Annotated in this window: 18 protein-coding genes; 11 read left to right on the top strand and 7 right to left on the bottom strand. The window is 71.5% G+C overall.

Going from position 1 to position 21,447, the window contains the following annotated elements:
* Positions 1-2 precede the first annotated feature (2 nt).
* Genes ACBJ32_RS45770 through ACBJ32_RS45755 form a run of 4 tightly spaced genes read right to left on the bottom strand, consistent with a single transcriptional unit; the run spans position 3 to position 3,526 of the window.
* On the bottom strand, positions 3-491 hold the full coding sequence (locus ACBJ32_RS45770) for a S26 family signal peptidase (protein ID WP_375132190.1): 489 nt from the start codon (positions 489-491) through the stop codon (positions 3-5).
* Positions 488-2,368, bottom strand: coding sequence for an ABC transporter ATP-binding protein (locus ACBJ32_RS45765; protein WP_375132189.1), 1,881 nt, complete (start codon positions 2,366-2,368; stop codon positions 488-490). The genes ACBJ32_RS45770 and ACBJ32_RS45765 overlap by 4 nt, the downstream gene beginning before the upstream one ends.
* Positions 2,368-2,946, bottom strand: a complete 579-nt coding sequence (locus ACBJ32_RS45760; RefSeq protein WP_375132188.1) for a TlpA family protein disulfide reductase — start codon at positions 2,944-2,946, stop codon at positions 2,368-2,370. The genes ACBJ32_RS45765 and ACBJ32_RS45760 overlap by 1 nt, the downstream gene beginning before the upstream one ends.
* A gap of 55 nt (positions 2,947-3,001) precedes the next feature.
* Positions 3,002-3,526, bottom strand: coding sequence for a MauE/DoxX family redox-associated membrane protein (locus ACBJ32_RS45755; protein ID WP_375132187.1), 525 nt, complete (start codon positions 3,524-3,526; stop codon positions 3,002-3,004).
* Positions 3,527-4,219: 693 nt separating this feature from the next.
* Here ACBJ32_RS45755 and ACBJ32_RS45750 point away from each other — a divergent pair.
* The 8 genes from ACBJ32_RS45750 (at position 4,220) to ACBJ32_RS45715 (ending at position 15,494) form a co-directional block, all read left to right on the top strand.
* Entirely contained in the window at positions 4,220-5,062 is an 843-nt protein-coding gene (locus tag ACBJ32_RS45750; RefSeq protein ID WP_375132186.1) for a spermidine synthase, read from the top strand.
* Between the two features lie 329 nt (positions 5,063-5,391).
* Positions 5,392-6,810 (top strand): PqqD family protein, encoded by a 1,419-nt coding sequence (locus ACBJ32_RS45745; protein WP_375132185.1) that lies wholly within the window; start codon positions 5,392-5,394, stop codon positions 6,808-6,810.
* Between the two features lie 82 nt (positions 6,811-6,892).
* Positions 6,893-7,060, top strand: coding sequence for a hypothetical protein (locus ACBJ32_RS45740; protein ID WP_375132184.1), 168 nt, complete (start codon positions 6,893-6,895; stop codon positions 7,058-7,060).
* A 156-nt stretch (positions 7,061-7,216) separates the two neighbouring features.
* Positions 7,217-8,113 (top strand): hypothetical protein, encoded by an 897-nt coding sequence (locus ACBJ32_RS45735; RefSeq protein WP_375132183.1) that lies wholly within the window; start codon positions 7,217-7,219, stop codon positions 8,111-8,113.
* Positions 8,106-9,488 carry a lanthionine synthetase C family protein gene (locus tag ACBJ32_RS45730; RefSeq protein WP_375132182.1) on the top strand — a complete coding sequence of 461 codons (1,383 nt, stop codon included), beginning with the start codon at positions 8,106-8,108 and terminating at the stop codon, positions 9,486-9,488. Before ACBJ32_RS45735 ends, ACBJ32_RS45730 begins: the two co-directional genes overlap by 8 nt.
* A gap of 78 nt (positions 9,489-9,566) precedes the next feature.
* A complete protein-coding gene (locus tag ACBJ32_RS45725) occupies positions 9,567-12,815 on the top strand; it encodes a lantibiotic dehydratase (RefSeq protein WP_375132181.1) in 3,249 nt (1,082 codons plus the stop codon).
* Positions 12,812-14,725 carry an ABC transporter ATP-binding protein gene (locus ACBJ32_RS45720; RefSeq protein ID WP_375132180.1) on the top strand — a complete coding sequence of 638 codons (1,914 nt, stop codon included), beginning with the start codon at positions 12,812-12,814 and terminating at the stop codon, positions 14,723-14,725. Before ACBJ32_RS45725 ends, ACBJ32_RS45720 begins: the two co-directional genes overlap by 4 nt.
* On the top strand, positions 14,715-15,494 hold the full coding sequence (locus ACBJ32_RS45715; RefSeq protein ID WP_375132179.1) for an SAM-dependent methyltransferase: 780 nt from the start codon (positions 14,715-14,717) through the stop codon (positions 15,492-15,494). The genes ACBJ32_RS45720 and ACBJ32_RS45715 overlap by 11 nt, the downstream gene beginning before the upstream one ends.
* Before the next feature lie 222 nt (positions 15,495-15,716).
* Here ACBJ32_RS45715 and ACBJ32_RS45710 read toward each other — a convergent pair whose 3' ends face one another.
* The gene (locus ACBJ32_RS45710; RefSeq protein ID WP_375132178.1) at positions 15,717-16,076 is read right to left on the bottom strand and encodes a hypothetical protein; all 360 of its coding nucleotides are present in this window, start codon (positions 16,074-16,076) and stop codon (positions 15,717-15,719) included.
* A gap of 204 nt (positions 16,077-16,280) precedes the next feature.
* Entirely contained in the window at positions 16,281-17,066 is a 786-nt protein-coding gene (locus tag ACBJ32_RS45705; protein ID WP_375132177.1) for a hypothetical protein, read from the bottom strand.
* 704 nt (positions 17,067-17,770) lie between these two features.
* Here ACBJ32_RS45705 and ACBJ32_RS45700 point away from each other — a divergent pair.
* From ACBJ32_RS45700 to ACBJ32_RS45690, 3 genes are all read left to right on the top strand, one after another.
* Positions 17,771-18,826, top strand: coding sequence for a protein kinase family protein (locus ACBJ32_RS45700; protein WP_375132176.1), 1,056 nt, complete (start codon positions 17,771-17,773; stop codon positions 18,824-18,826).
* A 217-nt stretch (positions 18,827-19,043) separates the two neighbouring features.
* Positions 19,044-19,490, top strand: coding sequence for a hypothetical protein (locus ACBJ32_RS45695; protein ID WP_375132175.1), 447 nt, complete (start codon positions 19,044-19,046; stop codon positions 19,488-19,490).
* 279 nt (positions 19,491-19,769) lie between these two features.
* Positions 19,770-20,012, top strand: coding sequence for a hypothetical protein (locus ACBJ32_RS45690; protein ID WP_375132174.1), 243 nt, complete (start codon positions 19,770-19,772; stop codon positions 20,010-20,012).
* Here ACBJ32_RS45690 and ACBJ32_RS45685 read toward each other — a convergent pair.
* Positions 19,966-21,399 carry an MFS transporter gene (locus tag ACBJ32_RS45685; protein ID WP_375132173.1) on the bottom strand — a complete coding sequence of 478 codons (1,434 nt, stop codon included), beginning with the start codon at positions 21,397-21,399 and terminating at the stop codon, positions 19,966-19,968. The genes ACBJ32_RS45690 and ACBJ32_RS45685 overlap by 47 nt on opposite strands.
* Positions 21,400-21,447 lie beyond the last annotated feature (48 nt).

Below are 21,447 nucleotides of genomic sequence, written 5' to 3'. Positions count from 1 at the left end.
ATTCAGAGGGGCGGCGAGTCGTGCCCCGGGAAGGTGGCTCCTGCCAGCCTTCTGAGGGCGATGCCGAGGATTCGGTCGGCGGGGTAGGGGCCGTTCAAACGAGAGTCGTTGCTCGCGTTGTTGTCACCGAGGACGATCAACGTGCCGCCGGGGACGGCCCGCAGGGTGCCTGCCGCCTCCTGCGCCGGTGGGGGGATCGGATCGCCGGGGAGTGCCGCGACTCGTTTGACCTGCCATTGCGTTCGCGTCGGCAGCGGGGCGAGGAGCGTGACCTCGGGGGAGACGGGGACGCGTGGTGGTTCCAGCACCACGATGTCACCGACCTGCAACGCGGTGATGCCGCACCGGCGTACGAGGAGCTTCTCGCCGGGGTGAAGGGTGGGCGTCATGCTGGTCCCGGACACGGTGACGACCACGAGGTGCCGCCGTACGAGGACGGTCGCCACCAGGAACACTGCGGTCACCGCCAGCGCGGAGGTCAGGGCGATCACGGGATCGGGTGCGGCTCGTGGCCGGTGTCGTAGCCCGACGCCTGCATGCGGAAGAGCCGGGCGTAGGTGCCGCCGTAAGCCATCAGCTCGTCGTGGGTGCCTTGTTCGGTGATGCGGCCGTCGTCGAGGATGGCGATGCGGTCGGCCATCCGCACCCCGTTGAGCCGGTGGGAGATGATCACGCTGGTGGTGCCGTGGCGGTGTTCGACCAGCCGCCGGTGGATGGTGTGTTCGGCTTCGGCGTCCAGGCCGGAGCTGGGTTCGTCCAGGATGAGCAGGTCGCGGCGGCCGCGCATCAGGCCGCGGGCCAGGGCGATCCGCTGCCACTGGCCGCCGGACAAGGTCATTCCCGTGGTGGAGCCGTCGGAGTCGGAGCTCATGAAGAACATCCGGCTCAACAGGGTGTCGTAGCCATGGGGGAGGGCGGCGATGGTGGCGTCCACTTCGGCGGATGCCGCGGCGGCGCGGATCTTGTCCCGGTCGTGCAGGGCGGGCAGGTCGCCGATGCCGATGTTGTCCGCAGCCGTGAAGTCGTAGTTCATGTGGTCCTGGAAGACCGTGCCGATGCGTTCGCGCAGGTCGGCGACGGGGATGTGGCGGATGTCGATGCCGTCCCAGCTGATCGAGCCCCGGGTGGGCTCGTACAACCGGCACAGGAGTTTGACCAGGGTGCTCTTACCGGCGCCGTTCACGCCGACCAGGGCCAGCAGCGAGCCGGCCGGGATCTGCAGGTCGACCCCGCGCAGCACCCAGGGTTTGTCCGGGTCGTAACGGAACCACACGTCGCGCAGTTCGATCGTGCCCCGTAACGGCGGCGCGGGCACCGGGTGGGCCGGTGTGGTCAGGTCCGGCTCGGCGTTGAGGATGGCGAGGTAGTGGCCGAACTGCAGCAGCGCCTGATGCCCGCCGGCCAGCTCGGCGACCAGCCCGGACAACCCGGTCTGCACCCCGGCGACGGCCGCTATGAAAACGATCACATCGCCTGGGGTCAGCAGACCGGCGCGGGCCTGCAGGATGCCCCAGACCAGGCCGGCGCCGGAGACGGCAGCGGTCAGCGCGGCCAGCGCGAACTGGGTGTGGAACACCCGCCGGTCCAGCCGTCGCTGTGCGGCGTTGACCTGGCGCAGCTCGCCCAGCATCCGCGAGCGGATGAAGTCCGCCAGGCCGAACAGCCGGATCTCCTTGGCGGCGGTGCGGTCGATCATCAGCTGGGAGTAGAACACCTGCCGCCGCTCGTGCGGGCTGATGGTCCACATCATCCGGCTCCGCCTGGCGCTCAAGCTCAACTCGGCGGCGATCACCGGGACGGCCGAGGCCAGCACCACCGCGGCCATGACCGGGCTGACCGCCAGCAGCGAGCCGGTGAACCCCAGCATGGTGACTGCGGTGCGCACGCCACCCAGGGAGGCGTCCAGGATGGTTTGGGGTGACATCTCACCGGCTTGCTGAGCCAGCCGGATCCGGTCGTGAAAGACCGGGTTCTCGAACCTGGACAGCCCGGCCAGGCGGGACAACGCCGCGTACAGCCGGTCTCGGCTGTGCAGCCGGACGGAGCGGCCCATTTCGGCATCGACGTAGTGGAAGAGATGCGGCAAGGCCGCCGCGATCAGTCCAAGCCCGGCCAGCAGCGCGCTCTGCCCGAGCAGCCAGCCGATGGGCCGCTGCCGCCCCAGCAGCTCATCCAGTATCTGTTTGGTCAGCCACGCGACCGCGACGGGCGTGGCGCCCATGACCAGCGCCCCGGCCAGCTGCGCGGCAAGCAGTGCGGGCCGGGCCCGCCAGGCCAGTCCCAGCGCGATCACACATCGTTCCCGCCAGCTCGACTCGCCCGCCGCGTACCCGGCCACATCACCCATGGCCTGATCAACTGCGCGCATCACACCGAGACGGCCTGCTGCGAGCGCGCCAGAGCAGCAACGCCGCCGGCGCCGGTCTGGACTGTGCCGTCCTGTCCGAGCAAGACGAACAAGGGCCAGCGCCGCACGCTGAACGCGGTCGTCAGCGGACCCTCCTCCGGCTCGACCACCACGCGGGCCATCGGTGAGACGGCCTCGACGACGTCCGCGACCTCGTCGGCCGGTCCGGAGACCACCACCAGGTTCTGTTCCCGCCCGCCCGGCACGGTGGCGGCGTACTCGACGAAACGGGGAAGCTCTTCATGGCAGGCCGGGCATCCGGTGGAGAAGAACCCGACCAGCAGCGGACCTTCCGCCCCACTCAGACCGGCTGGATCGCGCAAGGTGATCTCGGCGCCGTCCAGCGTCTTCGCGGTGAACTCGGCGATCCGCGTACCCGGCTCGGGGAGGAGTCCGCGCTCGGCGAGGTTGTCCATACCCGCGTGTGCCCAGGTGTCGTCGTACTCCCGCAACCGCCGTAGAACAGCCAGCATCAACAACAGGTTGAGCCCGCCCAGCACGCCGACCACGACAACCGCCGCGATCAACACCGCATCCATCGACCCCTCCTCCTTCGGAAGACCACGTGCTCAGAAGTTCGGCGCTGCAACGCCTTCAACGGGGAAGGACCGCCGACACAAGATCGTCATAGGAGATGACCAGAGCGGCCAGGATCACCGCCACGAACCCGGACACCATCAAAGCTGCCGGGTTCCACCCCAGGGCTGTGGCCGGCGAGGTCCCCGTGACACCCAGCGCCGCGATCAACAACAAGATCGCGTTACGCACCAGGTGCCGCCTGCCCAGCGGCTGCGTCGACGCGCCGAAACACCGGCAGCTCACCGACGTACCCCGCCGCAGAACCGAGCTGATGGCCACCGTGAAGACGATCAACAGCGCCGCCCCGGCAGCCGAACCCGCGAGCGCGGTGACATCGGCCAGCAGCAGCACCGCCGTGGCCAGCTCGCACGTGATCACCGCCGCGGCGACAGCGGGCCTCCAGCGCGGTTTCACGCCGAACGCCCCCAGCGACGCCCGGAACGCGGCCCGATCCCGCCGCCCCCGCACCTTGCTCACCGCCGCGGCGAGGAACACCACCGCAAGCAACACCCGGCAACCGAAGCCGACGTAGGCAATCAATATTCCGACTCCCTTCCGGCGAGGGTCAAAGTCAGGTGGTGCTCGTGGTGATCGGCCGCCCCCTCAGGGGACGATTGCTCCTTGAACTCTGCTTGATCCCGAGAATCGTGCTCCGGTGCCGGGCTCGGAAGAGGCCTGCGCCCGCGCTGGGTGTGGGACCAAGCAGAATTTCAAGGATTGCAGCGTGACGGAGAATTAAGCAGTACAACAGCCCGTGGTCACTCTGTCGCAGTTGCTGTAGAGCGTGTACAGCGTGCGTGGGTAGATCGCGCCCCCCAGCCTGCATTGCGGGGAGCTGCAATATCTTTCGTACTCGCAGCCTCCCGCACTGGCGACCGCCTTGGGTGCGAGGAGCGTGAGAAGCCTGTCGCCTATGGACGCGAAAGCAGTTCTCATGCCGTGCCACCTCTCAGTGTTCGTTTTCCTCGGATGCTCTCCTTCGAAAGTATTGACGCGAGGACCGCGAGTTCAAAGGGCGCGAGGAGGGCATCTGCCGGACATTTGCCGGGCACCTGTGTCATTATCTGATGCCGGATGTCCGACGCTTGAAATGTCCGGCAAATGGCCTGCCGCTGGCCTGGGTCCACCACTCATGCCGACCTAAGCTCAGGCGTAGTGACAATAACCCGCCGGCCGGTTCATGAACGGGCGTGCGTGCATTGCCGTCAGGCCGCCAGAAAGGTCCGTTGCGCCATGACCGTCTATGAACGACCCAAAGACGCGGTGAGCGTGTCGACCGATTTCGGCACGGTCGACCTGACGCCGGATCCCCGTCGCCCCGGATTCTGGGTGCTGTTGTTCGACTGTTTCCCGCAGTCCTATGTGGACCTCGCCGACCCACGCCATCTGAAACTCAAGTATGTACGGTGGCTCGCGTCGATCGCAGACCGTGTCGCGGACCCTGGCGCGCCGATCAGGGCGCTGCACCTGGGTGGCGGAGGACTCACGCTCCCGCGGTACGTGGCCGCCACCCGGCCGGGCTCGGCTCAGCTGGTCGTCGATCGGGACGCCGCGCTGATGGAGACGGTCAGGAGGGTGCTGCCGTTGCCGTCCGATGCCGCGATGGAGATCCGCATCGCGGACGCGCGGGACGCCATGCGGTTCGCACGCCCGCGGACCTACGATCTCATCGTCACGGACGTGCTGATCCGGACCGGGGTACCCGCGCGGCTCACGAGTCTGGAGTTCGCCACCGCGGTGGCAGGGGCACTGAAGCAGGGCGGATATTACGCGCTGAACATTCTGGATTCGGTACCTTTCGCATTCGCGCGTCGCCAGGTTGCGACCTTGCGTGCGGTGTTCGGCGATGTGTGCCTGTTCTGCGAGCCCGATGTGCTGCACGGCGGCCGGATCGGAAATCTCGTGCTCGCGGGCGCGAACGGCAGCCTGCCGGCGTGGACGCCGGCCGAGTGGGCGGAGCGTGCGCCCGCTCCCGTGCGACTGCTCAGTGGTGGCGAGCTGGATCGTTTCGTCGGCGACGCCAAGCCGGTGGCCGACGCGGACGCGGTCGATTCGCCACCAGCGGTACCTCCTTGAGCCCGACCGCGATGACGGAGCCGGCCACGACGTGCGCTCACAACGCGTGAAGCCGATCTGAAGCAACCGGTGGTTAACCTGCGCAACATCGACGATCAGAAAGGAAATTGGTGATCATGACATCACTGCCCGACCCTCGCGAACTCATCCGTTCCAGCAAGCCGCTCGAGGCGCCGAACGTGACCTCGGACAACCCGGCCGAGCGCGGCTGGTACCCGCGTGACCGTGGTCCGCACCGTCCCAGCGCGTGATCCGGTGGCCGGGTGCCGCCGGCACCCGGCCACCTCCCCGGACGAGCCCATGAGCATCGGAGAGGAAGGTAGTTCCGCATGACGCGGCGCGACATCTGGCAGGAGGTGGAGCGGCTGCTCGGCACGGACGCGGAATACGGCGACTCCGCCGCCATCGAGCGGCGCGTCCTCGGGCGGCTGCGAGTCGGCCTGACCATGCTGGCCGAGCTGAGGCCGCAGACATCCGAGGCGGTGCGGCGGTGCGCGGCCTCGCCCGACGCGGACCTGCGGGTGATGAGCCGCGATCCGGTGCTGCGGAACGCGTTCGAGAGCGACCTGCAGGCCCTGACCGCGCAGTCGGACGCCGGCCCGCTCCTGCCCGGCCTGCTGCCGGCGGACGGCGGCTACGCGGTGAGCCGGGCGGCCGCCGGAGCCGGCGGCTACGCCTGGGGCTCGACCGGCTCTGCCTGGGTGTGGACCGAGGCGAGCCGGCGCAGGGGTGGTCCTGTCGCCGAACGCCTGTGGTCCCTGCTCGACGAGCAGTTCCCCGACCGGTCGGCGGCCGTGCCGATCAAGCCCTCCGCCGCCGAACTCACGGTGATCGAGGAGGCGGCGGACCTGCTCGCGGCGCTGATGCCGGCCGTCGGACCGGGCGTCCTGGGAAACGTCGGCATGGTGGGGCTCGCGCGGGACGAGGGGACGGACGGGCCGCTGCACTCCGTGTCCGGCGGGGACCGCTTCCCGTCCACCGTCTTCATCGCGCCGGAGAAGCTCCGCAGCGTCTGGGACGCGGCGGGGGCGCTGCTGCACGAGGGCCTCCACCTCACCCTCTTCGAGATCATCCGGTGCGGCGCGGTGGTCCTGGACCACGTCGACACGACATCGGACGTCGTACCGATCCCGTGGCGGCGGGAGGCGTGGTCGCTGATGCGGGTGCTGTTCGCCCTGCACGTGTACGTCCATCTCGCCGTCTTCCACGGCCTGGCCCGCTCGGCCGGCCCCGAGATCCGGCGACGGTTCGGGGAGCCGCCGGCGGACGCCGCCCTCAGCCGCGCGACCTTCGGCGGCGCGCGCTACGCGACCCCCGAACTGCGCGCCCGCTACCTCGCCGAGCAACTCGCCCAGCGATCGGAACTCTTCACCGCCTACGGCCACGAGCTCACCGCATGGCTGGTCAGGGCTCTCGACCTGCTCGCGCCGGCCGCTCCCGGCGGCCAGGCGGGCACGACGTTCCAGGCCGTCGCCCCGATCGCCGCCGTGCCGCTGCCGGAGCAGCGACGGCTCGTCGTCGCGCTCGCCGATCCGCCCCGGGTGCGCTGGCTCAACCCCTCCGCCTGGCTCGTGTACAGCCTCTGCGACGGCCGGGACGGCGCGGCGATCAGGAAGGAGTACGCCGAGTCGGTCGCCGACGTCGTCCCGCCCGCCGAGGCGCTCCGCCAGGTGGACGCGGCCCTCCACGCCCTCGTCGGCGACGGCATGGTCGTCACCCGCCACGAGGCGCTGCCGGCGACGTCCTGAGGGCGGCGCACCCGGCACCGCAAGCTTCCCTCTTCACACCATCACGCCCTGCCGGGCACGACACAGAAGAAAGGTGACCGCTGTGACCATCACGCAGACCGAACCCACGATCGACGACCTCGACGAGTTCGATCTGGATCTCCAGATCTCCATCCTGCCCGAGGGAACCCAGCCCGTCGGACGGCACACCCATTGGCACTCCTGCGCGCCGTGCGTCTCGTTCACCTCGTGGCCCAACAGGTGCTGCTGAGCACCAGGTGACCCGCCCGTCGCGACCCAGCGCCCAGCCGGTCGCGGCGGGACGGCCCCGGCCGACGACCAGCGAATGAGAGGTGTTTCCATGCCCGCAGGGCGGGTCATAGCGGTCTCCCCGAGAAAGAGCGGAACACATCTTCTGCAGGAGTTGATGATCCTGCTCGGCTACCACACCGACGGTGAGGCGGTCCCGCCGCGAGAGGCCGTGGTGGCGTTGAGCCTGCGCCAGCGGATCGAGCTGGCCGGCCAGTACATGCATCCCGACGAAGTGGCCAGGCTCGACCACCGCGCGGACCGCGAGGGGTTCGTCCAGGCCACCAACCTCCTGTGGTTCCAGGTCGCCGAACTGTGGCGGGCCAAGCTCGCCGCGGGCAACGTGTGCCACACCAAACTGGCCTACCCCGAGCTGGACCAGCCCGTGCTGATGCACCCGGAGGCCTGGGGGCGGCCCTTCGCCACCACTCCGCCCGGCATCTGCTGGACGTTCCACGCGCTCGACATCTGGCGGGTGGATCCCGTGTTCTTCAGGGAGTGGGAGAGCCCGTCAGGGCCGCGCATCGTCCTGGGCTACCGCGACCCGCGTGACACGCTCGTCTCGATGGCGACGTTCCTGTCCGGCGAGGGCGGCCACGCGCTCGGCCGCCAGCCCGAGGCCGCCGTGTTCCGCCCCATCCTGCGGAACATGCCGACGATGTCCGACCGGATCACCTACCTCCTCCGCGACCCGGCCATCCCGCTGCTGCCCGACTTCGACGCCGCCATCAGCCTGTTCCACCATCCGGACGTGTGTGCCGTGTCGTTCGAGGAGCTGATCGGCGAGCAGGGCGGCGGCAGCGCGGAACGACAGCTCACCGCGGTGCGGCGGGTCGCCGAGCACGTCGGGACCGACATGGATCCCGAGGTCGTCGCCCAGAAGGTGTTCAACCGCAACGCCTACAGCTTCCACCGCGGCCAGATCGGCGCCTGGCGGGAGGTGTTCACCGCGGAGCACCACCGGCTCTTCGCCGCCCGGTTCGGCCACCTCCTGGAGATCTTCCACTATGACTGACACCGATCTGCTGCCCTCCGCGACGGCGTCGAGGGCCCGCAAGGTCGCGGTGGAGATCCTGCACCGCCTCTGCGACAGGGAGCTGGTCGTCGAGGCGGGGCGGGCGGCCTCGGCGATGGTCGGCCGCCCCGTGTGGGAGCCCGGTGCGGCGCTGTACGCGGGTGCCGCCGGCAGCGCGCTCGCCTTCGCGCACGCCGCCCGCGCCTGCCCGGACTCCGCCGGCCACTGGTGGGCGCAGGCCCACCAGTGGCTCAAGCTGGCCGCCGCGAGCACCCGCGAGCGCCCGCTGCGGCGCCCCGGGCTGTCGCTCGGGACCACCGGCATCGCGTTCGCCGTGGCCGGATGCGACGAGGACGACCGGTACGCCCGGACGCTGCGCGGCCTGGACACCCGGCTGGCCGAACAGCTCGCCCGGTTCGGCCCCTCCGCCGGCCGCGCCCTGATCGTGCACGACTACGACGTGATCAGCGGGCTGGCCGGGATCCTCGGCTACGCCTGCCGCCGGCCCGCGGGCACCGCCGTGCAGCGGATCACCGCGCGCGGCGTCGAGCGCCTCGTCGCCCGCTGCGCCACCGACGGCCCCGACGGCGGGGCGCTCAGCACCTCCCGGTGGACGCCCTGGCGGATCGCGCCGGAGGACTACGGGCGGGAAGGGGAACGGGAGCTGCATCCCCACGGCTACGTGGACCTCGGCCTGGCCCACGGCGTTCCGGGGCCGCTGGCGGCGCTCAGCCGGGCCTGGCTCGCCGGCCACCGGGCCCCCGGCCTGCGCGAGGCGATCCGCGCCCTCGCCGACCAGCTCGTCGCGGCCTCCTGGCCGGGCGAGCACGGCCGCACCTGGTCGCGGGTCATGCCGTTCGACGCGTCGGGTGAGATCGCGCCCAGCCTGCGGCAGCCGGCCGATCCCGCGTACTGCTACGGCGCCCCCGGCATCACCTCGGCGCTGCTCGACGCTGCCGAGGCGCTCGGCGACGCATCCGTACGGGCCGCCGCGATCGAGGGCTTCGAGGCCGCCCTGCTCCAGATGGAGGCCCGGCCGCGCAGGACCGGTCCGGGGCTGTGCCACGGTCTCGCGGGAGTGCTGCTGATCTGCAGGAAGTTCGCCACGCGGACCGGCAGCGCGGCGGCCAGGGCGGCGCTGGAGCGCCTGGTCGACCGGCTGCTCGGCGGCTGCGACCCGAGCCACCCCCTGATCGTGCGGGACTACAAGCCGCAGGTGGCCGGCGAGCCGGGCTCGGTGCTCGCCGCCAGCCCCGACGGCGCCTGGATCGACCACCCCGGACTCCTGGACGGCGCAGCGGGCGTCGCGCTGGCGCTGCTGTCCGTCGCCGAGCGGGTGCCACCCCGCTGGGCCCACGCCCTGCTGGCCGGCTGACCCGGGCCGGAACGGCGAGCGAGCACGGCGTCCGACGGGCGCCGCGGAGGCAACGCGAGAGCAAGGAGAACGAGCCGCATGGCACACCCCGACAGCGGGCAGGCGGAGCGCACGAGCCTGTACACGGCATCGGAGCTGTTCATGCTTCGCGCGCCTGTGCTGCCCGCCGACACGTTCGCCGATCTGAGCCGGAGCGCGCCGGTGCCGCCTCCGGATGCCTCGGCCGCTGGGAGAGCCGCGCTGGCGGAGGCGCGCGACCAGGGCCGGCGGACCCTTCGCGAGCTCGCCGCCTCGCCCCGCGTCGGCCAGGCGCTCCAGGTGGCGAGCCCGGATCTGGCCGCTGCGGTGTCCGCGCCGTCCGCGATCGAGGGCGGCGGCAAGACCGCGAACCGCCGGCACGCCGCCCTGCTCCGGTACCTGACCAGGATGTCCACCCGGCCCACCCCCATGGGGCTGTTCGCCGGGGTCGCCACCGGCACGTTCCCCAGCGCCACTGGAACCGGCGAGATCGCGACGCTGGCCGCCGACCCGGTGCGGGCGACCCGGACCCGGGCCGACAACGTCTGGCTGGCCCGCGTGATCGACCGGCTCGGGCGCGACCGGGCCGTCCGCGACAGGCTCGGCGTACGGGTGAACGCGCTGCTGCACCGCTTCGGCACGCGGATCGTCCTGTACAGGCTTGACGAGCCGGACCGGACCGGGCACCGGCGGATCGAACTGGCGGTCGGCCGCCCCCTCGCCGTGGCGCTGGAGCTGGCGGAGCACGTGCGGACCTTCGGCGAGCTGGCGGCCGTGCTGGCCCGCCGGTTTCCGGCCACACCCCCCGAGAAGATCGGCCGCCTGCTCGACCAGCTCTGGGACCTGGGCATCCTCCTGCCCGACCTGCTGCCCGCGCCGACCGAGCCGCTGCCTGAGGTCCACCTGGTCAAGCGCCTGATCGACCAGGGCGTGCACAACGACGTCGTCGACGGACTCACCCGCATGCGGCAGCTCGCCGACGAGGTGGACCGGCGCGCCGGCCGGACCGGCCCGGCGGACGTGGCCCGGCTGGAAGCGTGCCAGCGCGCGATGACGCCGGGCTTCACCGGCCCGACGTTCCAGCTCGACACGGCGCTCGCGCTGGAGCCCGCGACGCTGCCGGCGGAGATCGGCGCGGCGGCGGCCGAGGCGGCCGAGCTGCTCATCAGGCTCGGGTGCGCCTGGCAGCGGCGGCCGCACATCGTCGACTACCACCACGTCTTCCTGGAGCACTACGGCGCCGACGTGGAGCTGCCGCTGCTCGACGTGCTCAACCCGGAGACCGGCCTCGGCCCGCCCGGCAGGTACCACCGGCCGGTCCTCGGGCGCCTGTGGCCGCGGCAGCCGGAGCCCAGGCATCCCGAGCGCGACCGCGCCCTGGTGGAGACGGCGGTCCGCGCCTCCCGCGACGGCCTGCTCGAGGTCGAGCTCGGTGACGAGCTGCTCGACCGGCTCACCGTCTGGCGTCCGGACGACGCGCACAGCCGCCCGCGTACCTCTCAGGACGTCTTCTTCGAGCTCGCCGCCGGCTCGCCCGAGGCGATCCGCGACGGCCGGTGGCGGCTGGTGCTCAACACCATCGGGAACTACGGCGGCTGGCAGGCCTTCGGGCGGTTCTTCGACCTGTTCGACGAGGCCGCCGTGGCACGGATCCGCGCCCAGCAGCGGCTGGAGGAAACGCTGCGCCCGGACACGGTGTTCGCCGAGCTCACCTACGGGATCAGGAACGACCGCAGCGGCAACCTGGCCGGCCATCACCCCACGCGCGACTACGAAGTGTGCGTGAACGCGGAGCCGACCGGGCCGCCGGTGTGGCGGATCCCCCTGGCCGACATCGTGCTCGGCGCCACCGGGAACCACTTCTACCTGAGGTCCGTCTCGCTGGGCCGTCCCCTGTCGGTCAGCCAGACCCACGCGGTGAACGTCGCCCAGGCGCCGAACGTCTGCCGGGCCCTGCTGGAGTTCTCCGAGGACGGATACACTCCGGCGTGCATGTTCGACTGGGGCGCCGCGGCAGGCGCGCCCTTCCTGCCGCGGCTGACCCGGGGCAACGTGGTGGTGCATCCAGCCCAGTGGACGGTCACCGCCGCCACCTTCCCGGCCGTCGAGGATCCGGACGACTTCTTCCACGCCTGCCACAGGTGGCGGCGCAGGTGGCAGGTCCCCCGCCACGTCTACCTGACCCATCGCGACAACCGGCTGCTGCTCGACCTGGATCACCCGCTGTGGGTGGACGAACTGCACCGCCAGGTGACCCGGCCGGGCGAGCCCGGCGAGCCGATCCGCCTGCTCGAAGCGATCCCCGGGCCCGGCGACCTGTGGCTGCGCGACCGGGCGGGGCGCCCCTACCACGCCGAGCTCGTCGTGCCGCTGGTGCTGCGTGACCGCACGCGGATGCCGGAGCCGAGCGTCCCCCGCGCGGCCGCGCCTCCCGCCGTCACACGCCGCTGGCTGCCCGGCGACGAATGGGTCCACCTGAAGCTGTACGCGGCGCCGGACCAGCACGACGGGATCATCGCCGGGCCGCTGCGGATGCTGCTGGCCGAACTCGACCGCCTGACCGATCGCTGGTTCTTCATCCGGTACGCCGACCCCCTGCCGCACCTGCGCCTGCGGTTCCACACGTCCGCCCCGGACCTGGCCGCCGAGGTCATGTCCCGGTGCGCGGCCTGGGCCCGCGGCCTCGTCCGCGACGGACAGGCCACGGATCTCGCGTTCTGCAGCTACGACCGCGAGGTGGAGCGGTACGGCGGCGGGCACGCGATCGACACGGTGGAGACCGCGTTCTGGGCCGGCAGCGAGGTCGCGGCCGACCTGGTGCGCCTCCTGCACACCGGGCGCGGCCGGCTCGACCCCGACGTGGTGCAGGTGGCCGCGCTGCACGAGCTGTACGAGGCCTGGGGCGCCGGTCCGCACCCGCATGACGGCGCGGCGCACGTGACCGACGCGGCCCGCAAGCGCTTCCGCGAGCTCCGGCCGCTGCTCTGCGAGGTCCTCACCCCCGGAGAGCGCCGTCCCGACCCGCGCGCGGCGGAGTACCAGGCCGTGCTGCGGCCCGTGTTCGCCCGGCAGCGGCAGCCGCTCGCCGACGCGAGCCGGAGGATCCGCGAGCTCGCCTCCCTCCGGCTGCTGACCGGCACCGAGCGGAACGTCGTCGAGAGCCTGGCGCACATGCAGTCGATCCGGCTGGCCGGGATCGACCGCGACCGCGAGCGGCTGTGCCGGGCGCTGTGGTCGCTCAGCCGGCGCGCCATCCGCAACCGGCCCGCCGCCGACCTGACCGGCGCGGCAGCCGAGAGGCGCCGGTGAGCCGCGGGCAGGTCCTGGTGCGCATGGTGCGCCTGCTGGCCGCGGTGGCACCGGTCAGGATGACGGCGGCCGTGCTGCTCGCGGCGGCGAGCGCGCTGCTGCCGGCTGCCGGCCTGGCGATTCTGAGCTGGTCGCTGCAGGTGCTGGTGGAGGGGGCCCGCGGCGGGTCCCCGAGGTGGGCCGACGACGTAACCCTCGCCGTGCTCGGGCTCGCGGCCGCCTCGACGTCGACGCTGCTGTTCGCGGTCGGGCAGCGCTACGTCGAGGCGCTGCTGCACCTCCGGCTGGACATCACCGTCACCGAGCGGATCCTGGCCAAGGCGCTGACGCTGGAGCTGCGGCACTTCGAGGACGCCGAGGTCTACGACTCGCTGGCCCGCGCCAGGGCCGGGGCGAGCGGCCGCCCGTACCAGTTCTTCGCCGGTCTGCTGGCCACGGTGTCGGCCACGGTCACGCTCGGCTCGGTGATGGCACTGCTGCTGTCCTGGTCCCCGCCGGCCGCCGCGCTCATGGCCGTCTCACCGGTGCCCCTGGCGGTCGCGCAGATCGTCCACCACAAGGCGATCTGGAGGATGGAGTACGCGCGCTCCGCCGACCAGCGCCGGCTGACGTACCTGGAGTATCTCCTGACCCACAACCAGTCCTATGCGGAGGTCCGCCTGCTCGGGCTCGGCCCGCTGTTCCGGCGGCGCCACGCCGCCGTCGTGGGCGGCTTCTACGACGCCGAACGGCGGCTCGAACGGCGCCACGCGGTGGTGTGCGCCCTGCTCGCGCTGGCCGGAGCCGTCGCCGTGGGGATCGCCGTGCTGCTCGTCGTACGGGACACGATGCGCAGCGGCCAGGCGGGGCAACTCGCGGCGTACGTCACCTCGGTGATCCTCATCCAGACCTCGATCCGGAGCCTGTTCCAGGGCCTGGCGAAGCTCTACGACGACAGCCTGCACCTGGCGAACCTGTTCGAGTTCCTGGACATCCGGGTGGCGGCGCCGCGGCCCGCCGTGACGGCCTTCCCCGGACTGGTCCGCAAGGGGATCGAGTTCCGCGACGTGTCGTTCGCCTATCCGGGAACCGGCACGCCGGTGCTGGACCGGCTCAACCTCTTCCTGCCGGCCGGCCGGTGCGTGGCGCTGGTCGGCGGCAACGGCGCCGGCAAGAGCACCATCGTCAAGCTGCTGGCCCGGTTCTACGAGCCGGCCGAGGGCGCCATCCTGATCGACGACGTGCCGATCACCGCGTACGACCCCGACGACCTGCGCCGCCACATCGGCGTGATGTTCCAGGACTTCGTCAGGTACGAGGCCCCGGCCCGCGACAACATCGGCTACGGCCGGACGGAGAGCATGTCGGACCGTCCCCGCGTCAGGCAGGCGGCCGAACAGGCGGGCGCCACGCCCTTCCTCGATCGGCTCCCCGAAGGGCTCGACAACGTCCTGGGGCGCTGGTTCGAAGGCGGGCGGGAGCTGTCCGGCGGACAGTGGCAGAAGGTGGCGCTCGCCCGCACCTTCTTCCGGGCGGCTGCGATCAACGTCCTGGACGAGCCGACCGCGGCGATCGACGCCGAGGCCGAGGCCGAGATCTTCGCACGGCTGGCCGACCTCGCCGGCCGCTCCACCACGCTGCTGATCGCGCACCGCTTCTCCACCGTACGGGCCGTCGCCGACCGCATCGCCGTCATCGACCGGGGACGCATCGTGGAAGAGGGCGACCACGACGAGCTGATGGCGGCCGGCGGCGTCTACGCGCGGCTCTTCCGGCTGCAGGCGGCCGGCTACCTGGACGAACCCGGTGGCGCAGGTCCTTGGCGGGCGGCCCACCGGGTCCACCAGACCGGCGCGGCACCGCCGCGACCGCGGGACCGCACGGTCCCGGCATCCCCCGAACAGGATCGGAGCACGCGACTTGCTGACTGACGACGCGGACCCGGAACTGGCCGCCGAAAAACTGATCCATCCCCAATTCCCGCGCTCGGCGTCGTACGACCCGGTCTGGCAGGGCCGATACGCCGACGGCCCCAACCCCTTGTGGCTGGCCGAGTCGCTGACCGACCTGCTGGACCTGGCCCCCGGCATGCGCGTGCTGGACCTGGGCTGCGGCTGGGCGATCAGCTCGATCTTCCTGGCCAGGGAGTTCGGGGTCGACGTCGTGGCCGCCGACATGTGGCTGCGTCCCGAGACATGGCCGCTGATCGTCGAGGCCGGCGTGGAGTCGCAGGTCATGCCGGTCCGCGTCGAGGCGCACGATCTGAGGTTCGCCCGCGAGTACTTCGACGCGATCATCAGCCTGGACGCCTACCAGTACTTCGGCACCGACGACCTCTATCTCGGCTACCTGCAGCAGTTCCTCGCCCCCGGCGGCGTGCTGGGCATCGTGGTGCTGGGCGTGACCGAGGAACTGGACGGCGGTCCGCCCGGGCACCTGGCCGACATGTGGACCTGGGACCACAAGGCGTTCCACAGCCCGGGCTGGTGGCGCGACCATCTGGAGCGCTCGGGTCCCATGACTGTGGAACACGCCGATCTGGTGCCCGACGGGTGGAAGCACTGCCTGCGCTGGCAGGAGCTGGCCGCCTTGGCCGCCGCACCGCAGGCGCGCCCGGCCTGCGCCGAGTGGGCCCGCAGGCTCGCCGTGGACGCCGGCCGCACGATCGGGTGGCCGAGGATCGTGGCGAGAAAGAGGTGACGTGCCCCTTCGCCTGGCCTGCCTCACCGTCACGAACACGTTCGCCGTGCTGCGCTTGCCGCCCATGGGCGATCAGGACAAGGACGTGGAGATCCTCGTCCTGCGCCATCTACGCGAGTACGAACTGTTCTCCAACCGGCACCGCGCCCATCAGGCCCCGGCTACGGCGGCGTCGCTCCTCGGCGCGCTGAGCCCGGCCCGTCGGCGTCCAGCGGGTTTGGTTCAGTCGACGGAGCCGCTGAGGCTACTGGTGCCGCCGCCGCTTGATCCTGAACCTGCGGTGCGCGTGATGAGCCGCCCGTCGACGTAGGCAACGGCACTCACCGAGCCGGCGCCCAGATGCCGTATGGAAAGGCTCCAGGTGTCCTCGCCCTGTTCAGCGAGGGTGATGTCCTTCCGCCAGGGAGGGCTCACCTGGGGCTCGGTCGTGGAACGGCCGTTGATGACGTACGTGATGGCGAAACTTCCTTCGCCCGTGACATCGAAGGTGAGCGTGTGAGACTTCTCGGAGGAACAGGCGGCCAGCAGCACGGCGGCGGCGACCGCCGCCAGCGAGCGCGTCCACCTGCCTGATGCGATCATCCGATCACTCAACCACAGCGGAACGCCGCAATGCTCGCACACCAGCTACCGGACCATCCTCGGCTACTGGCAGTCGTACGGGTTGTGCGAGCTGAGCGAGACCGCTCCCACGCGGCATGACGCGCCGGCCCGGCTGCCGCCCCAGCTGAAGATCGCCGGCCGGGTGGAGCCCCGGGCTTGCGCCGCCGTCCGCTCCGCTTCCGGTCAGCAGCCCACTCGCCGGCTGCTCAGCGCGATGTCGTCCATCCACACGTCGTAGCCGGCGGGGGACGGGTTCGCCTGGTAGAGCTGCCAGCCCAGCTTGATCGTGTCGAACCGCGGGAAGACGAAGTCCACCGGGTTGCCGCCGTGTTCGCGGGTGGACACGGTGAGCTCCGGCTTGGCCACCCCGTCGAACCACAACGAGACGCGGTTGTCGCCGGCGTCCATGTGCCACTCCACGCACGTCCAGCTCCCGGCGATGGAGGGCGCGGTGGGTCGCCAGTTCGTCCAGTCCCCTGTGGGGCCGCCGTCCGCGCCGACTCCCCAGTACGCGGCTCCCCCGTGGGGCGGCGGGGCGTACTGGCCGCCGAGCGGGCGGACGACCTCGGGGCCGTCGCCGGTGGCCTCGACCAGCGTGTAGTGCGCCCAGGCAGGCGCGGTCGGGAACGCGCCGACCCGCACCCGTACGCGCCCGTAGAAGCTGTTGCCCGGCGCGGCGAAGTCGTCCACCTTCAGGAACGCGCGGCCGTTGCCTTCGGTGTGCACACGCAGCACCTTCTGCCCCCGCCGCCCGCGCTCGACGGTGAGCGCGCCGTGCTTGGTGTCGACTCCCCAGCGGAGGCTGGCGGCGCCGCCGACGGGCATGGCCTGGAAGTCCTCGCAGAACAGCAGGTCCGCCTTCGCGCACGTACGCGCGTCCGTCCGGGCCGAGGCGGAGGAGGCCGCCGGAGCGGCCGTCAGCGGCACCATCAGGAAGGACACAACGGCGCGGGCCAGCCAGGTACGCACGACGACTCCCTTTGACGCGGATGTGGGTGAGCGGGAGTAAGGTACGCCATCCTGCGTCCAGGGGACGGGGCATGGCCACAGCCGCCGGCAACGGCGCTGGTGGAGGGCCTGCGGCGGGGGAAACTTTCAGCCGGGGGGCGTCCTGACGGCCGGCGACCCCGGCGGCACCACCGCGAGCACCGTCGTCCGGAACGGCTTCTCCTGGCGCGCGAACGGGTGGACCACCTCCACCGGCGAGCCCGGCAAGAGCGCCGCCCGGACCAAGCTCGGCCCGGCCATGCTCAGGGTGGGCGCGAGCACGGCCCTTGACGGGTGGCTTTCCACCCCGCTTCCCACCACCGCGCGGCCGGCGCACCGATCGGCCCTTGCGTAGGACTCGAACCCGACCCGAACACGAAGATCGGCTCGCCCACGAAGCCCACCCTGTCCGCCCCCAAGAAACCCCTGGAACCCCTGGAACACCCCGCCTGTCGCCCTCTCCGGAGGGCGACGGGCGTCCGGGCCCCGCAGCCCATACCGTCGATGTCGTCAGGTGCGGGTCCAGCGCTGGTGGGCGCCGCCGTGGCGGGCCTTGTCTTGGGTTCCCGCGGCACCGGCTGGACACGGCCGGCCAAGAGATCAACGAGCACCTGGCCGAACTCCGCAAGCGGTGCGGCAAGGTGGCCGCCAGGCAAGGGGTGCCGTCATCGGCCGGTAAGGTGATCATGATGACGGAGACGCGGCTGACCACCCACCGTGACGTTTCCACGGCCCTGGCCCGGCATGACGACCGGCAGCTGGCGGAGCTGCTGGAGCGCGAGGCCGTGCCCCTCGGCACCGGCATCGGCGGGGCGTCCGCGCGGCTCGAGGTCGGCGGCACCTCGGTCTTCGTCAAACGCGTGCCCCTCACCGGGCCCGAACTGCGCCACCCGCACTCGACGGCCAACCTGTTCGGGCTGCCGCCCTTCTGCCAGTACGGCATCGGCTCGCCCGGCTTCGGCGCCTGGCGCGAGCTGGCCGCGCACACGATGACCACCGCATGGGTGCTGACCGGCCGGTTCCCCGGCTTCCCGCTGCTGTATCACTGGCGGGTGCTGCCCAACGCCCAGCCCGCCCCCCTGTTCGCCGAGCTGGCCGACATCGATCGGGCGGTCACCTTCTGGGAGAGCGCGCCCGGCGTGCGCCGCCGCCTCGAAGCGCTGGCGGAGGCGCCGGCGAGCCTGACGCTCTTCCTGGAGTACTTTCCCTGCAACCTGCACCAGTGGCTGGACGAGCGGGTACGCGCGGGCGACGCCGACCGCGCCTGCGCCCTGGCGGACCAGGGGCTGCGTGAAGCCGTGTCCTTCATGAACGCGGGCGGCCTCCTGCACTTCGACGCGCATTTCGAGAACATCCTCACCGACGGGCGCCGCCTCTACCTGACCGACTTCGGCCAGGCCGTGTCGACCCGGTTCGACCTGTCAGCGGAGGAACAGGCCTTCCATCGCCGGCACCTCACCTTCGACCGCACCTACACGCTGACGTTCCTGGTGAACTGGCTGGCCGGCACCTTCCACGGCGCCGACTGGCAGGGGCGTCGCAAGCTGGTCCGGCGATGGGCGGCGGGGGAGCGGCCAGCCGGCGTGCCCGGCGGGGTCGCGACCCTGCTGTCGCGGCACAGCCCGCTGGCCACCGTGCTGAACGACTTCTACCACGAGCTACAGAGTGAGAGCAGGAAGACGCTGTACCCGCTGGAGGAGATCCGCCAGGTTGCCGGACAGCACGCCCTGCCGCTCGATTGAATATCAGCCGCTGCTTGAGCGAGGCGCACGCCGGTCGGGAAGAAGCTCTGCTCAGGCGAGACATAGGCGATCACGGGCCCGCTTGCCTTCGTCTCGAACGGTCTCGGCTCCAGCTGAGATCTCTGGCCTCAGTTACCGATCTGTACGGTGTGACGTGAACGAGTATGCGGCTACCGGGCCATCGGCTCGTGGTGGCGTGGGAAGCGTTGGTGTCGGGATGACGGGGCAGACAGCAAAGATCGAATCGCGTTGTGATGGTTGCGGGGGCACCCTGGTCCGCCAGGTGAACCAGTTCATTGACTGCGGACAGCTGTGGTGGGATGCCGAGGCCTCCTGCGCGACCTGCGGTGATGGCTGGTGCGAGCACCCAGAGGCGGGCAGGCCGCCGGAAGCTGTCCGCAGTGCCCTGCTGGCGGCGCACGGCCCGAGCCGACTGCGTGCGGTCGGTCCGGTGCCGAACCTGGTCCCGGTCTTGAGGGTTCTGCGGGAGGTCTGGGAGATGCCGCTTTCCCAGGCTCGTGAACTCGCCGACGAACTCGCTCACGCCGGCTTGGCCGGGACCCTGACGGAGATGGAGTTCCTGCACACCCGGCTGCGGAGCCGCGGCGTCGCAGCCGAGGTGACGTCCGATGCCGGCCCGGAGGGGGAGCGGATTCCCTCGTAGCCAGTCTTTGATCAAATCGCCAACAGCCCGTGGTGGATGTCGGTGCGCCGCTGCCGGTGGAATCCCACGGGCCGGAGGCATCGTCATGATCGCGCAAGCGGGAAGCGTGGTCGGCGCCGGCACCGTGTCGAGTGACTGCGGCGGCCAGGTCACGCTCAAAGATCTGCGCAAGTAGTTCGATCCGCGAGCAGGGCAGCGGACACATCATCCAGATCTCCTCCACCGGCGGTCAGGTCGCTTGGCCGCGGTATCACGCCTCGGAAGTTCGCGCTGGAGGGATTGAGCGGCTCCCTCGCGCAGGAGGTCGCCGGCTTCGGCATCAAAGGTGACGGTGGTCGGGCCCGGCTTCTACGCCACCGACGGCGCCGCCGGGGCCGGGCGCTGCTCGAGATGGCAGACCCCGACGACCCGCCGCTGCGGGTGTTCTTCGGCACCGACGGGCTGCTGATGGCCCAGCGGGCCTACGCCGAGCGGCTCAAGAGGTGGGCCGGCTGGGAGGAGCCGTCAGCGGCGGCGCACTGACTGCTTGGCCTCCTGACTGTCCGGCCGGGACGCCCGTCGGCGTGCGGGCCGCGGTCAGCCACAGGCCGGTGAATACGGCGCAGGCCAGCGTCACGGCACCCGCCGCGAGGAAGGCGCTGTTGAGGCCGGACTCGAAGGAGGCGCCGGCGGACTCCCGCGTGTGGACGATCGCCCCGAGCAGCGCCACGCCGAGCACCGCGCCGATCTGCCGGGTGGTGCTGCTGACGCCCGAGGCGAGGCCGCCCTCCTGCGGGCTGACCGCCTGGATGGCGGCCCCGGTCAGCGGCGACATGGTGAGAGCGAACCCGATGCCGACGACCGCCAGCCGCCACCACACGTTCCCGTAGCCGGTATCGGCGTGGACGAAGCCCAGCGCCAGCAGCCCCAGCCCGGCCAGCGCCAGGCCGATGCTGACGACGACGCGGAAGCCGTACCTGGCCGCGAACCGGCCCGCGTACGGGCTGACGATCACCATGGCCAGCGAGGTGGGCAGGGTCTGCAGCCCGGCGACCAGGATCGAGGCGCCCTGGACGTGGACGAAGAACTGGGAGAAGAAGAACGACGACCCCATCAGCGCGAACCCGACCACGACCATCGCCGTGTTGGACACCGTGAACAGCCGCTGACGGAACAGCCGCAGCGGCAGCATCGGCGTCGACACACGTCCCTCGACCACGACGAACGCGGCCAGGAGCGCCAGCCCGGCGGCGAAGCTGCCCAGGATCACCGGCGAGGTCCAGCCTCGGGAACCGCCCTCGATCAGGCCGTAGGTGACAGCGCCCACGGCCGCGACGGACAGGACCGTGCCGGGGACGTCGATCGGCGGCGCGCTGGGGTTGCGGGACTCTCCCAGCACGCGCAGCCCGGCCAGCAGCAGGGCCGCCCCGATGGGCACGTTGACCAGGAAGATGGCGGGCCAGCCGAAGGCCTCCACCAGGATCCCGCCCGCCGGCGGTCCGGCGGCCAGGCCGATGCCGCTGAACCCGGCCCACAACCCGATCGCTCTGACGCGCTCCCTCGGGGCGGGATACGCGGCGGCGAGCAGCGCCAGCGAGGCAGGGCTGAGTGCCGCGGCCCCGACGCCCTGCAGCACCCGCCCGGCGATCAGCCAGCCGATCGAGGGCGCGAGCGAACACACCACCGACGCGGCCGTGAACACCACCACCCCGGCCAGGAACACCCGACGGCGGCCGAACCGGTCGGCGAAGACGCCGCCCGACAGCAGCAGCATGGCCACCAGCAGCACGTAGGCGTCGACGATCCACTGCAGGCCGGTCAGCCCGGTGTGGAGCCGCTGCTGCATGTCGGGCAGGGCGGCGCCGACGATCGTGTTGTCGAGCAGCACCATGAACTGACCTGCGCAGGTCAGGGTGAGCAACGCTTTCACGCACTTCCCTCCTAAAAGCAGTTTGTGACTGCGTTAACCTAGGCCCTC

Origin of the sequence: Nonomuraea sp. GTA35 (assembly GCF_041950525.1) — a bacterium.
In the GTDB taxonomy this organism is placed as follows: domain Bacteria; phylum Actinomycetota; class Actinomycetes; order Streptosporangiales; family Streptosporangiaceae; genus Nonomuraea.
This window is presented reverse-complemented; position numbering and strand designations above follow the sequence as displayed.

Bases quoted from the DNA above. Each gene is read 5' to 3' on its own strand.
- ACBJ32_RS45765 (WP_375132189.1), bottom strand. From the start codon at position 2,368: ATGCGCGCAGTTGATCAGGCCATGGGTGATGTGGCCGGGTACGCGGCG.
- ACBJ32_RS45760 (WP_375132188.1), bottom strand. From the start codon at position 2,946: ATGGATGCGGTGTTGATCGCGGCGGTTGTCGTGGTCGGCGTGCTGGGC.
- ACBJ32_RS45750 (WP_375132186.1), top strand. From the start codon at position 4,220: ATGACCGTCTATGAACGACCCAAAGACGCGGTGAGCGTGTCGACCGAT.
- ACBJ32_RS45745 (WP_375132185.1), top strand. From the start codon at position 5,392: ATGACGCGGCGCGACATCTGGCAGGAGGTGGAGCGGCTGCTCGGCACG.
- ACBJ32_RS45735 (WP_375132183.1), top strand. From the start codon at position 7,217: ATGATCCTGCTCGGCTACCACACCGACGGTGAGGCGGTCCCGCCGCGA.
- ACBJ32_RS45730 (WP_375132182.1), top strand. From the start codon at position 8,106: ATGACTGACACCGATCTGCTGCCCTCCGCGACGGCGTCGAGGGCCCGC.
- ACBJ32_RS45725 (WP_375132181.1), top strand. From the start codon at position 9,567: ATGGCACACCCCGACAGCGGGCAGGCGGAGCGCACGAGCCTGTACACG.
- ACBJ32_RS45710 (WP_375132178.1), bottom strand. From the start codon at position 16,076: ATGATCGCATCAGGCAGGTGGACGCGCTCGCTGGCGGCGGTCGCCGCC.
- ACBJ32_RS45700 (WP_375132176.1), top strand. From the start codon at position 17,771: ATGATGACGGAGACGCGGCTGACCACCCACCGTGACGTTTCCACGGCC.
- ACBJ32_RS45695 (WP_375132175.1), top strand. From the start codon at position 19,044: ATGACGGGGCAGACAGCAAAGATCGAATCGCGTTGTGATGGTTGCGGG.